Annotated in this window: 12 protein-coding genes; 2 read left to right on the top strand and 10 right to left on the bottom strand. The window is 54.0% G+C overall.

Annotated elements, in window-relative coordinates; translation table 11 throughout:
* Positions 1 to 12: 12 nt before the first annotated feature.
* The 4 genes from QLQ17_RS15780 to QLQ17_RS15765 are packed head-to-tail and all read right to left on the bottom strand — an operon-like array spanning position 13 to position 4,153.
* Positions 13 to 1,317 carry an O-antigen ligase family protein gene (locus tag QLQ17_RS15780; protein WP_283210569.1) on the bottom strand — a complete coding sequence of 435 codons (1,305 nt, stop codon included), beginning with the start codon at positions 1,315 to 1,317 and terminating at the stop codon, positions 13 to 15.
* Between the two features lie 48 nt (positions 1,318 to 1,365).
* On the bottom strand, positions 1,366 to 2,292 hold the full coding sequence (locus tag QLQ17_RS15775; RefSeq protein ID WP_283210568.1) for a glycosyltransferase family A protein: 927 nt from the start codon (positions 2,290 to 2,292) through the stop codon (positions 1,366 to 1,368).
* The gene (locus tag QLQ17_RS15770; protein ID WP_283210567.1) at positions 2,289 to 3,257 is read right to left on the bottom strand and encodes a DUF6492 family protein; all 969 of its coding nucleotides are present in this window, start codon (positions 3,255 to 3,257) and stop codon (positions 2,289 to 2,291) included. Before QLQ17_RS15770 ends, QLQ17_RS15775 begins: the two co-directional genes overlap by 4 nt.
* Positions 3,254 to 4,153: a glycosyltransferase gene (locus QLQ17_RS15765; RefSeq protein WP_283210566.1), complete on the bottom strand. Its 900-nt coding sequence runs from the start codon at positions 4,151 to 4,153 to the stop codon at positions 3,254 to 3,256. Before QLQ17_RS15765 ends, QLQ17_RS15770 begins: the two co-directional genes overlap by 4 nt.
* 208 nt (positions 4,154 to 4,361) lie before the next feature.
* Here QLQ17_RS15765 and QLQ17_RS15760 point away from each other — a divergent pair, with 208 nt between their 5' ends.
* On the top strand, positions 4,362 to 5,246 hold the full coding sequence (locus tag QLQ17_RS15760) for a lysophospholipid acyltransferase family protein (RefSeq protein WP_283210565.1): 885 nt from the start codon (positions 4,362 to 4,364) through the stop codon (positions 5,244 to 5,246).
* A gap of 31 nt (positions 5,247 to 5,277) precedes the next feature.
* Here QLQ17_RS15760 and QLQ17_RS15755 read toward each other — a convergent pair whose 3' ends face one another.
* The 3 genes from QLQ17_RS15755 to glnE all read right to left on the bottom strand — a co-directional run bounded on the left by QLQ17_RS15755 (position 5,278) and on the right by glnE (position 9,923).
* On the bottom strand, positions 5,278 to 5,994 hold the full coding sequence (locus QLQ17_RS15755) for a 3-deoxy-D-manno-octulosonic acid kinase (protein WP_283210564.1): 717 nt from the start codon (positions 5,992 to 5,994) through the stop codon (positions 5,278 to 5,280).
* Between the two features lie 6 nt (positions 5,995 to 6,000).
* Positions 6,001 to 6,924 (bottom strand): branched-chain amino acid transaminase, encoded by a 924-nt coding sequence (locus QLQ17_RS15750; RefSeq protein WP_283210563.1) that lies wholly within the window; start codon positions 6,922 to 6,924, stop codon positions 6,001 to 6,003.
* 92 nt (positions 6,925 to 7,016) lie between these two features.
* Positions 7,017 to 9,923 (bottom strand): bifunctional [glutamate--ammonia ligase]-adenylyl-L-tyrosine phosphorylase/[glutamate--ammonia-ligase] adenylyltransferase, encoded by a 2,907-nt coding sequence (glnE, locus tag QLQ17_RS15745; RefSeq protein WP_283210562.1) that lies wholly within the window; start codon positions 9,921 to 9,923, stop codon positions 7,017 to 7,019.
* 80 nt (positions 9,924 to 10,003) lie between these two features.
* On the opposite strand from glnE, the gene QLQ17_RS15740 reads away from it, so the two are divergent.
* The gene (locus QLQ17_RS15740) at positions 10,004 to 11,173 is read left to right on the top strand and encodes a potassium channel family protein (protein ID WP_283210561.1); all 1,170 of its coding nucleotides are present in this window, start codon (positions 10,004 to 10,006) and stop codon (positions 11,171 to 11,173) included.
* Here QLQ17_RS15740 and QLQ17_RS15735 read toward each other — a convergent pair.
* The 3 genes from QLQ17_RS15735 to dtd form a co-directional block, all read right to left on the bottom strand.
* Complete coding sequence (locus QLQ17_RS15735) at positions 11,170 to 12,030, bottom strand: CYTH domain-containing protein (protein ID WP_283210560.1); 861 nt, start codon at positions 12,028 to 12,030, stop codon at positions 11,170 to 11,172. The genes QLQ17_RS15740 and QLQ17_RS15735 overlap by 4 nt on opposite strands.
* A 99-nt stretch (positions 12,031 to 12,129) precedes the next feature.
* Entirely contained in the window at positions 12,130 to 13,143 is a 1,014-nt protein-coding gene (locus QLQ17_RS15730) for a porin (RefSeq protein WP_283210559.1), read from the bottom strand.
* Between the two features lie 517 nt (positions 13,144 to 13,660).
* Complete coding sequence (gene dtd, locus QLQ17_RS15725; protein WP_283210558.1) at positions 13,661 to 14,110, bottom strand: D-aminoacyl-tRNA deacylase; 450 nt, start codon at positions 14,108 to 14,110, stop codon at positions 13,661 to 13,663.
* Positions 14,111 to 14,113: the final 3 nt, after the last annotated feature.

Below are 14,113 nucleotides of genomic sequence, written 5' to 3'. Positions count from 1 at the left end.
AAGTTCTAAGGATTAACCGGGTTGCCGCGACGGCGTTGTTTCAAGGCGCGCCTGGGCAATTCGATAAACGATCAAAGCCGAATAAAGGCTGAAGAAAACGAGGGGCGGACCATACCCCATAACAGACTCCGTCAAACCGAATAGATTGTAACCGACCATAAGAACCAGCCCTGCTACTCCCAGCATTCTGGATTCTGCTTGCTGTCTCCCGACAGCTCTCACAAACACCACCGTCAGCGCGCCCCAGATTCCAAGAAGACCCGCAAGCCCAACCAGGCCCTGCATCGCGAGGGTATCGAGCCAGACATTATGCGGCATCGTTTGCACCACGGAACTTGGGTGATAAAGCCCTTCGGCCACGCCCTCTTTCAGGTAGGCATTGAAAGAGTGCCCTATTCCTCCGCCAAAAATCGGATATTCCAGAAACATGTTCCACGAGGCGCGCCACAATTCCAGTCTTTGTCCGACGGACGTATCACCATATTGCGCCGGATCCTCCGAGTATTGATTAAACGTCAGAACCGCCTCTTCCGCTCTTTCAATGACCCCAGTCTGAGGCAGTGCAACTGCGACTGCAAAGAAGCATAACAGCAATACAGCCGAGACAATTGAAGTACGCCTGTAGCCTTCTCTCCAGAAATGCCAGAGCAGCAGCATGAGCAAGGCCGGCAGAGCCAGCCATCCGCCACGGCTGCCCGAGAGCAGACTTGCCATCAATCCGAAGAGAAGCGCCAGCACGGGCACCACGACATAGCACCGCCCCAGCTTTTGGAAATAAGGGGCACCAACTGCGGCCATCAGCCCCATCAACAGGGCCGTATTGCCAAAGGTGATTGCACTGGTTGCGCCATTTGCACGGACGTAGCTATCAACAGTCAGCGTTTCATAGAGCGCACTTGAGCCTGCGACGATTGCGCCCAGGGCAACACCAAACCACAGCAGAGCTTCTGAGACATTCACTCTGACGAAAAGGTAAAGGATGAGGATTGCCCAGAGTGGCCTCAGGAGCACATCCAAGTCTTTTACAGCTTCCCGACTAAAACCGGTTTCCACCAATGAAATCAACACTGCCAGAGTAAACGCATAAAAGCCGGTGCGAGCCAGTTTTTCATCGGCGCTCAGTGGCCGAGGCAGTTGTGGGCGTCGAATCGCCAGGCAAACAAGACCAACCACCGCCATAATGTGATAGGGCGTACTTCCTCCGCTTGAAACCACAAGAAGCAACGCCGGGAATACAATGAGTAAAAGAGAAACAAGCACATTAAGTCTGGTCAATTTCACCCCTTGTCTAGCCTGTGTCTGCACCATCATCTCCATAAAAAGCTGCTACCCTGGACTACCGTAAGTAGTTGAATCGGGAGTTAATTACCGTCGACCGTTCAGATTAATCCACCGTCGAATAGCGATTTCCAAGTTGTTAAGTTGCTTAAACAATCCAAGGCCAGTGAGCGGATTATAAGTCCAGGGTTTCGGTGGATCCTTTGGAATGCATTCCAGCCACTCTTCGGCCACGGGTAGCGTTTCACCAGCATTGCGGCGTGCTTCCTGCACCGTGTCCTGTGACCAGACTTTAAAAGGGAAAAATCCTACCTGCTTTTTCCTTTCAGCCAATCTAAGGCCAAGAGTTTTATGCTTTCCCCGGTACGCCGGGACCTCTGGCAACCACATGGCAAACGGCAACCACATGTAAGCCATCATTCCAAACAACCGCCTCGCCTGCCGGTCGTTTTCGGGCTCGGACTGCTCAAACTTCCAGCCTGCATGCAATAGCCGGGAGGGCTTGAACACCACAAGATCAGAATAGTGAATGCCGGCACTCTGTCCCGTGTCCTTTCTGAAAAACACACTTTCATCGCGCCCATTGAGCGGCGTCAAAGGCCTCTTCTTGAGACTGATTCCGCGGATAAAACAGGGATGAATGAAACCGAGGGAGCTGTCTCTCGCAAAAAGGCTATCGATAACGGAAAAATCCTCATCCGAAACAGGCCTCACTACCTGAGTATCATCCTGAAGAAAACACACCAGAGATCGATCACTGCACATTCTGAGAGCGCAATTCATATTGTGATACAGGCCGCCATGTTTAATCTCACCCGCCTTTTCCTGCCCGACCACTCGAACGGAGGACTTGATTTGCGAGAGGTATTCCTGGGTATCTGAATCCGTGCTGTCGTCATCAAAAATGATGATTTCAGCCGACGGGACACAAAGCCTGATCGAGTCAACGCAATTCTTGAGGAAGTTGCCTCGATTGTAGGAAAACACGCAAAACGTTATCCCCGGTTCTGTCATTGCGAGCAGCCTCCATGGCGAGCCCTTAAATCAGCGAGTATAGGCAACAAAAAGTCTTCAGCAGGCCATTGGTGGCGACCGCTGGATTCGGAATGGATGGTAACGTAGTGGACATCAGGGTCACACATATAAGAGTCTACCGATTCCAACACGGCCGATGGATTGCTCGTATCCCGAATATATCGAAAGAACCAGGGTTCTCGCCATTGGACAACTTCCTGATTTGCTGTGCTAGCCAGAAAGGTCTTGTAATACCCGAATTCAGACCAGCGTCGCGGCGGGCTGGCAAGTAATGCTGACCACCAATGCTTTCCTGATTTCGATTCCAGATGATTCAAGGCAGAGGTAAGTAGATTTCTGTCTAGCACGAACGGTGTATCAAAATAGACGTTCACTTCAGAGCCGTTTGCTTCGGCGCCAACAAGCCGTTCGGATTCCACCGTCCAGTTGCGAACTTTCCCTTCGAGCTTTGACTTCTCCTGCCACCGTGCGAAACAAACCACACCGGAGTCACTGAAAAAGTCGTCGACGTTCGCGTGGGGTGTCACCAACACGTCTGAATCAATGACGACAACGGTGCCCACGTTCAGGTCTCTCGCCAGCTTGAGCTTGCAAAGCTGCTGCGTGTGCCATCCCGTGTAGGAAGGCCAGCTGGGCCAGGAAAGGGTTCGCTTGAGGCTGCCACAGATCCGTGTGAAGTTGCGACCAAAACGCTTCGCAAGCACCCGCGCTTTCACCCTGCGATGTTCAACCTCTGCCGGAAGCACATCTCTGGTGGTCAAAAGCGTTAGTCCTGACCTGCCACGGAATTCCTCAAACTCAGATAGATCTTCAGTCTGCACAACAACGTAGTGAGGAACATTCGCCAATGGAGACTGTTCTAGAGACGCCCGCATGACCCTGAAATGATCAATGTCTCCGGCCCAGGTGGGCGTGACCAGGGCAATGTCATCGGGTTGGCTCATGACCCTTTTCCCTGCTTACGGTCTCGCCATCGCGATTGCCAGACACGCAGCTTTGTCCGAAATTTGCTCCGGGCCGTGTTGCCTGTATAGCGACCTTTTGAAACATGCCGAATCCGGAATACGCCCGGCACATCAATGGGTGTGCCTTGGCTACGCAGCAACCATCGGAAAGCGCGATCCTCGTGGCATTTTGCGAAACTCTCGACCGGCTGCTGATACAGACCGATGTTACGGCAGTAGCCGACTGCCCGGCACACATCGCCATGAGCGATCTGAAGCGGCCCTGTCGCCTTTGAGATGTCGCGAGAGGTGAATGACGTCGTGTTTATATCCAGAACTTGCGGCTCAGCACTGCCAGCCTGCAACATGGGGTTATCCGCCGCCAGCAAGTCTGTGGTGTGCTCCCTGGACGGAAACAACAGTGCATCACGACGACCTTGTAATGCCTCCGCCAGTGCATCCAGGGTGCCTTCACGAAACATCAGGTCACAGTCGGTAAACCACACCCAATCGCATTGGGTGGCCAGGGCCGCTTTGTTGCGACCGATCCCGCGACGGAACAGCTGCTGTTTGGGGATCGGCTGCCAGTTCCAGGTTACGCCAGGAACCTCTTGTTTTTCAAAGAACGCCAGAAGCTCCCCGGTTTTGGTGTCTTCCGGGCTGTAGAAAACCGTCATGGTGACGTCGAGTTTTGACGGAGGAAACAGCACCAGAGAACTGAGCTGGTACACAAGAAAGTGGGAGTAATTCCAACAGTGACTGACTACTTCAAGCTTTAAATGGCCAGTTTTCGCAGCCCGTCGTTCTTCCGGCGGGAGATGTGGTTCAAACCACCGTGCGGGCACCCAGCCACTGGCTGCGAATCTGAAAAAAGCCAACAGTATCGAATTCCACATAGAAAGGCTGCCCGATTCACCCAAGGTATCCATGCCCAGACAGGGCTATTCGCTGTTTCAGCGCACCGTCAAAATTTTCGCAGAGTCTACCACGTCAGTTGGTTAAAAGCAGATAGGCAATGGAACAGGCGGGCACCGTCATTACCTTGTATGCCCATCTCGACAGTGGTACTTTTTTGCTCCTTTATACGCCCAACTGGATGGTTTTGTGTCTGCCAAGCTCATTAGACTTGTCTTTAGACTTTTATCGCTTCTCAGCCTGAAGAATGCCCAGCGCCTCGGCAGACTTCTTGGCGGCGTTGCCTGGAAGCTGGGAGGACGCGGTCGCTCGGTGAACCTTACCCGTAAAAATCTCAAAGCCTGCTATCCACAACTTGATGATAGCCAGGTTGAGGCCATGGGCCGTCAGAGCATGCGGGAAACCGGTGCATTGGCTCTGGAGATCCCTCTTATGTGGGAATGGCCTGTTGAGCGCTGCCTCGGTTTGATCCGGGAAATCGAAGGCGAGGAACTGCTCGACGGATACAAAGCCGGCACGCAGGGCCTTGTTCTGTTAGCTCCTCATCTGGGCAACTGGGAGCTGGCAGGCCTGTATTTCGCATCGCGCTACAAAATGGCGGCACTCTACAGCCCTCCAAATCAGGAGGGCTTTGAAGAGTACATTAAATCGGTCCGCAGCCGCAGTGGTTCAGAGCTTGTCGCGACAGACCGACGCGGCATCATGCGACTGTTCAGCATTCTCCGTGATAAGGGGGTCGTGGGCATACTTCCAGACCAGATGCCGCGACGGCAAGGGGGCGAATTTGCGCCTTTCTTTGGCATCCCCGCCATTACCATGACTCTGGCGTCAAAGCTGGTTCAGAAGACAGGCGCCCGCCCCCTCGTCACCTACGCCCAGAGGCTGCCCGATTCAGAAGGGTTCAAGATAGTCATTCGAGAGGCTGCTCCGGGCATGTCTTCCAAGGACATGACGGAATCGCTAACTGCACTGAATCAGTCTGTCGAAATGTGCATTGCCGATGCGCCAACGCAGTACCAATGGGAGTACAAGCGATTCGGCCGGACTGCACCGGGCGAAAAGCCGGTTTATTGAACCCCAGTTACTCTCCATTGAACCGGAGCTACTACGCTCCGTCGTTATAGCCTTTCAAGAACGAGTGCCACAGTTGCGATTGCACTTGTGCATCAGACTCGGCGAAGAATTTGGCAACGGAACGCTCAAGCCGGGCTACATTTGATGCTTTCCAATCTCCACTGCCTTCAGACCTTAGCTCGCCCCGGTCAAAATCAATCAGATAGATCTGATCCGCCACCAGAATATTCATGCAGTTCAAGTCAGCATGGTACACGTCGGCATCGTGGAAACGGCGAACGCAAACGCCCGCCGATCGCCAGATCGAGGAATGACTTTGGTCGGTATATTCAGAGAGAGGACGCGCGTCGGGAATTCTTCCAACGATGATTTGAGCCCGGTATAGCAGCAACCAGCGACGATTAAACCCGGCGGCCACTGGCTCGGGCACTGGCATGCCCATGCGGTAGAGCCGATCCAGCAGTTGAAATTCGGCGAACGACCGAACCCGGTCGGCCCCCAGAAACAGATACGCCCGTTTAATAAATCGCCCCGGCAAGCCACCCCGGCAGAAGTGCCTCAGAACCAGTCCGCCCAGCCTCTCGTTACGAATGAACCATGCCGAGCCACGGCCGCCTTTCGCTACTGGTGTGGCATTTGCCCCCCAGAACTCCGGGTCAAACCAGGATTGCTGAAATTCCGCTTCAAACCGGCTGGCGACCAGATAGCCCACAGTAGGCCCTACGTAGCGGGCGCAGGCCTCCCCCACCGGGCATTAACCTACGGTTGTCAGCCAGCTGCTGCGCTCAGGGAGTTTTCCCTTTACAGCATCGAAGTACATGGTCTGGAGCTTCTCGGTCACCGGTCCTCGTTTGCCAGCTCCAATCGTGCGACCGTCCAATTCGCGAATCGGCAGTACTTCGGCAGCGGTTCCAGTGAAGAAAGCTTCGTCAGCGATGTAAATTTCATCGCGAGTGATCCGGCGCTCTTTTACCGGAATCTTCAGCTCTTCTGCAAAATCGAGAATGGTCTGACGGGTAATACCTTCCAGGCAGGATGTCAGTTCCGGGGTGTGCAACACGCCGTCTCGCATGATGAAGATGTTTTCGCCAGAACCTTCGGCCACATAACCTTCGTTGTCGAGCAACAAGGCTTCTTCACAGCCACTGGCAATGGCTTCATTCAACGCCAACATGGAATTGATGTAGTTACCATTCGCTTTGGCTTTACACATGGTGATGTTGACATGGTGGCGCGTGTAAGACGATGTACGCACTTTGATGCCCAACTCCTTGGCTTCCGGCGACATGTACGAGGGCCAGCTCCAGGCCGCGACCATCACGTGCACCTTAAGGTTGTCAGCACGCAGGCCCATGCCTTCAGAGCCAAGAAACACCATGGGGCGAATATAAGCCTCATCCAGTCCATTTTCGTGGACTGCAATACGCTGAGCTTCGTTCAACTGCTCTTTGGAAAAGGGCATCTTCATGTTCAGAATATGCGCAGAGCGGAACAGCCGGTCTGTGTGATCCTGCAAACGGAAAATTGCAGCGCCTTCGGGCGTGCTATAGGCACGCACACCTTCAAAACAGCCCAAACCATAGTGAAGGGTATGTGTCAGCACGTGAGTTTTGGCGTCCCGCCAGGGAACCATCTCACCATCCAACCAGATCAGGCCATCGCGATCAGCCATCGACATTGTTCTTGCTCCTAAGCGCCTTTACACGAAAAACGGCAGTTTAGCAGGAAAACCCACCGGTACGAAGAGTACAGATTCCCAGAACAGCTGCTCTAGTCCAGCATTATTCGTTTCCACATCGACTTGATGTATTCCCGCTCATCCTGAAACGAGTCCGCCGGTATGCGGCTGTTCAGATTCTGCAAAGCCCGACGGTGAATGGTGGATCGAAGCGTAATGTAGGCCTGCCTGAGTTCCTGGGCATCATCTACTGGTATCACCCCTAACTCCCCCAACTCTTCCATTTGCCGAATATTGTCCGACCACTGGGTTAATCCCGGATAGTCCGACGAATAGGCCAGCATAAGAAACTGGATCATGAACTCGATATCCACGATCCCGCCGTCATCATGCTTGAGATGGAAAACGTCGGCATCCTGTCCCGCGGACGTCGACGTACCCAGAGCTGTTCGCATTTTCTCGCGCATTGCCACGACTTCCTCGCGCAGAGTCTGGCGATCCCTGACCTGGCAAAGAATGGACTTTCGCAACTGTTCGAAGCTCGCCAACGTATCCGCGCATCCAGCAACGCCTCGGGCTCGGGCCAACGCCTGATGCTCCCAGGTCCAGGCGTCGTTGCGCTGATACTTTTCGAAGGCCGTCAGCGTGCTGACAAGCAGCCCCGAATTACCGGAAGGCCGCAGACGCATATCCACTTCATACAGTTGTCCGGCAGGCGTCTGGGTATTGAGGATATGGACAATTCGCTGCCCCAATCGAGTGAAAAATACCGCGTTATCAATCGATTTTTCGCCGTCTGTAGACGCCTCAGGATCCCCATCATGGATAAACACCAGGTCCAGATCCGATGTGTAGCCAAGCTCGATCCCACCCAATTTACCGTACCCGATAACCGCAAAATTGCTGTCGCAGGTCGAACCATCACTACGAGTCGGACGCCCATGCCGGCTGACCAGATTGGCAAAAGCCACGTTTACCACATGCTCTAGCACCACTTCGGCGATCCAGGTCAGGTAGTCGCTCACTTTCATCAGCGGCAAGGTGCCGCGAATCTCCGACGCCGCGACCCGCAGAATATGGGCCTTCTTGAAGTGCCTGAGGGTTTCCATCTGCTCTTCCAGATCCTCAAAAGGGATGCGAAGCAGCTGCTGGCGCAGGTCGTCCTCAAGTTCGGCTTTGGCAGGCGGTTTGTAAAGGCTTTCGGCGTTAAGAAGCTCGTCGAGAAGCAGCGGGGTTTCCGCGAGTTGAGAGGCAATCCAGGGGCTTTCACTGCACAGTCTCACCAGCTGCATTCTGGCGCCCGGATTTTCCAGCAGCAGCACCATGTAAGCAGTTCGGCGCAGAATCGCTTCCACCAGCTGCAGCACCCGCGTCAGCGTCTGCGAGGGCGCTTCGACCTGAGCCAGCGCGTCCAGCAACACCGGCATAAACCGGTTCAAGCGCTGTCGCCCCTGAGTTTGAAGGTTTTGCAGGGTTCGCGAACTGCGCAAGGTCGTCAGCGCTTCATAACTGGCCTCGGGTTCCTCAAACGCCTTTTCACCCAGCCACTGGACGGCGGTAGCTTTATCCATCTCGCCCATCCAGAGTTCTTGCCACTCTTCTGCGAAATCGACCCGGTCGCCCTCTTCGTCATCCGTGGCAATAATATCCTCGAAATGAATAGCAACCCGACGCCGGTGGTCGTCCAGAACCGATTTGCAGTCAGACCAACTCTTGAACCCCATAATAAGCGCAATGCGTGCACGCTCCAGCTCGCTGTCCGGCAGAAGCTGGGTTTGCTTGTCTTCAATGCCCTGAATGGCATGCTCCAGATTACGCAGAAAGGTGTAAGCAGCAGCTAGCTCGTTCACGACCACCGATGGCAGCAGCTCCAATGCTTCCAACTCGCCAAGTATGGTCAGCAGCTCCCGCTGCTGGAGTTCGCGGTCCCGGCCGCCACGAATCAACTGAAAAGCCTGCGTGACGAATTCAATTTCACGAATGCCGCCGCTTCCCAGCTTGATGTTATTCTCCAGGCCCTTGCGGCGCACCTCTCGCCGGATCATAGACTTCATGCTGCGTAGGGATTCAAAGGCGCTGAAGTCGATGTATTTGCGGTAGACAAACGGCTTCAGGCTGTCCATCAATACCTGCCCCATGGAAGGATCACCGGCCACAACACGGGCCTTGACCATCGCATAGCGTTCCCAGTCTCGCCCCTGGTCCTGGTAGTAGGTTTCCAGGGCGCCAAAACTCAAAGCCAACGCTCCACTCTGGCCATAAGGCCGCAAACGCATATCAACGCGAAACACGAAACCGTCCGCCGTGATCTGGTCCAGAGCCTGAATAAGGCGCTGCCCCAGGCGAACAAAAAACTGCTGATTTTCGATCGAGCGCTTGGCCCCGCGGGTCTCACCTTTGTCCGGAAACGCAAAAATCAGGTCAATGTCTGACGAAACGTTCAGTTCGTGTCCACCCAGTTTCCCCATACCCAGAACAATCAGGGACTGTGCCCCCTCCTTCCCGGTAACCGGATTGATTCCCCATGGTGTACCAAACTGCTGGCAGCATTCTTCATGCAACCATTCCAGCGCGCCCTGGATACACACGTCGGCAAAATCACTGGCCGCTGCCATGGTTTCCGCCAAGTCTGCCCAGCGCATTAAATCCCGCCAGATGATCCGGAACTGGAGCTCAAAGCGAAACTGGCGCAAGGCGCGATGCAACTGGGACTCATCGTCCACCTGTTGGACAAATTCATCCCAACGCTGCCGGATAAAATCCCTGGTGGTCCGCTCGGTCAGCGGCCTTGACTGGCAAAGCGAGTCTACCCAGGCCCCATGACTCTGCAATGACCGGCGCAGGAACACACTACGGGCAACAGCCTGTGCGACATCCGCCTCCGAAATACCGCTTGCGCCGAGCAAAAATTCAGGCACGCCATCCGGGAACACAACCGGCCAGATTTCCGCCACTTCATCCGCTAACAGTTTAGGCAATCCGCGCCAAGGCTCAGACATAATGCAAACCCCTGTGTCTTTGTTATATTTCGCGTACTGTATACCGAACATTCCGCCGACTGAACCGCCGCAGGGAACCCATGCAGAGAAACCGCCGGCCACTGAACCCGGAACATCAGCTTTCCCATCTTCCGATGGCGGGCATCATCCGGGCAAGGATCAAACGCCTGTTTGCCATTCTGGCAGGTTTGCTGATCATCCAGATATTACTGATCTGGACGGCGGAAGATCTGACATTATTTGAATCGACCTGGATGACCATGACGACGCTGGTCACCGTTGGCTACGGCGATTTTGCGCCAGAAACCACTTTCGGGCGCATCAGCACAGTAGTGCTGATGTTTGTGTCAGCCATTACCGTTATGACACTCATCGTAAGCGACTTTATTGAATACCGGTTTTACCGCCGGGAACGCATCATCACTGGACGCTGGATATACCCCATGCAAAACCACATCGTGATCATCAACACACCCCAGAATGGGGGCGAACAGTATTTTGCCCGCTTTGCGGCTCAGGTTCGGGCGGTTCCCGGGTATGAATCCATTCCGATCATGATCCTGACCAGGCAATTCCCCAATGGCCTGCCAACAGAGTTGTCTGACAAAGGCTTGGTGCATTTTCACGGCTCTGGCAGTGACCCGGTCGCCCTGAAGGCCGTCCATGCAGGCAACGCCAGACATATTATAGTTCTGGCCGCCGACGAAGCCGACCCATCATCCGACAGCCTGACTTTTGATATCGCTCACCGGCTGAGTGAATCCAACCTTTGTCATCGGGTTACGGTTGAATGCGTCGTCGACGACAACCGACAACGCTTCAAGTCGGTTGGCGTACGAACCATCATCCGACCGGTAAGAACCTATCCCGAGATCATGGTTCGTTCCGTGGTGGCCCCCGGCTCGGAGAAGGTTCTGGAAGACCTGTTCAATTACCAGCATGACCACCCTCACCGCTATGAGATTCCGCTGGACGATCTGACCTGGGCGGACATTGTCAGCGCCCTGATCCGCCATGGAATCGGGACAGCCCTGGCCTATATCGATAACGACAACGAAGTGGCCTGCCACCCGCCCACAGATAAGGAGATCGAAGGGAAAGGCCTGATCGTTCTGGTCAAATCACAGGAAACACCCACGGTTGAGGTGGTGGAGAAGGCACTTTCCAACTACCGGGAATTTATTCGCAAGTGGCATTTGATGCAGGAACAGGCTGTAGAGGATGGTTACATCAAAAAGCCGGGCGCTTAAGCGCGAGCGTTGTGGGCAATCGCCAACTGAAACTTGCCAAGACTTCCTTCGTCGATCAAATCGTTAACGAGGACACCGGAAGCCAGCTTTGCGATCAAACGCTGACAATCACTCTTCAGGCCAGCAGCCTCAGCCACAGTCTCTATCTCGCTCAGGTCTGAGTCGCCAATTGGCATTGGCACGCGCCGGAGCCAGCAGGCACTGAGCAGCTCCAGGAAACCGTGAACGCTGACCACGCCATCGGCTTTCGGCATAGGACCGGCGACCCCAGCCAGATGGTAGCCTTGCTCTGCCTTGCTCACCATGTTGAGAAACACCGGGACGACTTTGGACACCGCCCCAGCCCAGCGCAGCAGCTCGACTGGCTGACCCTGTTTCAATTCAAACTCAATTTCGCTCAATGGCTGCCTGTCTCCGCCGGCCAGGATTTCGCCGCTGTCAAAAGCCACTTCAATCAACGAGTTTTTGTCCTCCAGCAGCAACGTCCTCCGCGTGAAGTTGGTTTCGAAAACCGGTTGCAGCGTATCCGTATCCAACCCTTCAAGCACAGGATGGTTGACCAACAAATCCATGCCCAGATTTGCATCCGCCAGCGACCACTCCCATTCGTTGCGCCGATGCACGCCCTCGACAAATTCGCCCTGTGACTTGAGGGTCTGGATAAAGCGGTCTCCCGCCTGGCGCACCCTCAGAGCTACCCGGCGATGATTCAACAAACCATCTGGCGTATCGAAATAGATGTTTCTCAATGGTTTTGACGATTCGGGCCGCGCTTCCGGCCGCTGCTCCAGCCATTGCCAGGCCGTCGCACTGTACTGATTTTCGACACTTAATTTGATTTCAAGCTCTTTGCCCATACGCCCTCCGATGGACATTTTTGATCTAACTTTCAAACAAAAAAAACCGGCGACCCTGAGGTCGCCGGTTTTCGACTACTTGACTAGCTATTCAGCCGATCAGAAGTAGTATACAGCGCCGAGGTTCAGCTGGTTACGCTCTTGCTCAGCCGCGCCGTTTTCGTCGTTACGACGAGCAAACTCGGTGTACACATACATGTGGTCAGACACGTTGTGCAGAGCTTGCAGAGTCAGAACGTCGACTTCAAGGCCATCAGCATCGGTCTCAGCCATCTCGTAGGCCAGACGGAACGTGTTGGCACCCAGGTTGTATGTACCCATCAGACCGATCTGGCTACGACCTTCTTCGCCGTCAAACGTGAAATCGCCGTTGGCTGCGGAAACACCTTCCATGGCTGCACGGTAGTCGTAGTAAGCATCCAGAACCAGCGCGTCCATCGCGTATTCGAACGAAACGCCGTAGCTGTTCTCGTTGCTCGCGTCAGCAGAGCTGTCGTTTGAATCCATAACCAGAGAGGCAGTCAGCCCGTCCATGCTGTAGCTTACGCCCAGCTGGTACGGAAGCTCTTGACCGCCATCGGAAGCTGTAGCGTAACCGTCATTGTTACCGCGAACCTGAATTGCTGCGCTCAGGGTCAGGCCGCCAAAGCTTGGAGACATGTACTGAATCATGTCGCCTTCACCAGTGGTGTAGCTGGCGTAGGTGTTCAGTGCGGCATATTCGAATACCCAGTTGCCGTAGTCGCCCAGCTGGCTCTCGTAGATGGAATCGTCAGAACCGATCCAAACCTGACCGAAGCTGTCGCCACGAACACCAATGTAGGCTTCGTCCAGATCAGTCAGGCCGTTACCAGCGCCTTTCTCGTCTGCCGCAGCGATTTCAGCTTCAACCTTCATGAAGCCTTCAACGCTTGGGCTGATGGCATGGCTGTGAGTCCAGCCCAGGGTGGTGCCGTTGTCGTCGTGGCTGTCTGTGTAGCCAGCGGTATCAGAATCGGTATAGCTGTAGGCATACTGAACGTTGCCGTAGAAGCCCAGATTGCCTTCTTGAGCAAATGCAGCACCGGAGAAGGTCGCGGCGGCGATTGCAGAAGCGAGGAGCGTCTTTTTCATGTTGCGTCTTCCTTTTTGAGTTAACTCAGGTTTTAGCGACGGGTTATATTCCCGGTCTTCAGACTTCACCAGTCTAGCTGGATGAATCTTATTCTGTGCAAAATGCGTGACATTTATATGACACGCCCTTAGACACTTTCCATTTTAGTTTTTTTCTGGTGACTAAATTCCCTTCAGAGGATCTTTGATAGTCAACCACTTACAAGCTGTTGTTAACAACTTGCGTTATGCTCCTTTTTAATACAGGAATGCTGAGTTTGCAAATTCCCAGGTCCCTCTTTTTATCTTATTTGGGAGCAATAGACCAATCTTTTATTACGCTGTTGTTACCGAAGCGCTAAGATAGAACACATACAATTTTGGGGCCAGATTTTATTTTTATTTTTATATCAGTAAGTTGCGATTTTTCGTTTTAGCAACAAAAGCTCATTTAATGCCATTGAGCCCCTGTTTTGCACCAGCAACGAACTCCCAACACTCTAGCGCATCATCCCGGTGCAGCCATGAGACAATGGTATTAGTTTCGGGCCTCAAGTGCGAAAGTGACCGGACCTTCATTGACCAGAGATACTTTCATATCTGCGCCAAATCGTCCAGTAGCAACCCGACCTTCACCCAGAGTTGAAGCCGCTTCGTCACTGAAAACCTCAAACAGGTGTCTTGCGTGTTCCGGCGCCCCGGCCTCTGAGAAGCCGGGCCGATTTCCGGACCGGGTATCGGCAACAAGGGTAAATTGGGGAACCACCAGAAGGGATCCGCCACAGTCCATCAGGCTAAGATTCATGCGCCCGAGATCGTCTGGGAACACCCGGTACCTGCTGACGCGCCGACACAGTTTGCGGGCCAGGGTCTCATCGTCAGATTTTTCCACACCCAGCAACAACAACAACCCCTGTTCTATCTGCCCGACCACGTCACCATCCACTGTCACGCTGGCCTTGCTCACTCGCTGGATCAGCCCTTTCATTCT

This window comes from Marinobacter sp. CHS3-4 (assembly GCF_030053415.1).
Taxonomy (GTDB): domain Bacteria; phylum Pseudomonadota; class Gammaproteobacteria; order Pseudomonadales; family Oleiphilaceae; genus Marinobacter.
Note: the sequence above shows the minus strand (reverse complement) of the source record. Positions and strands in the feature narration are given on the sequence as shown.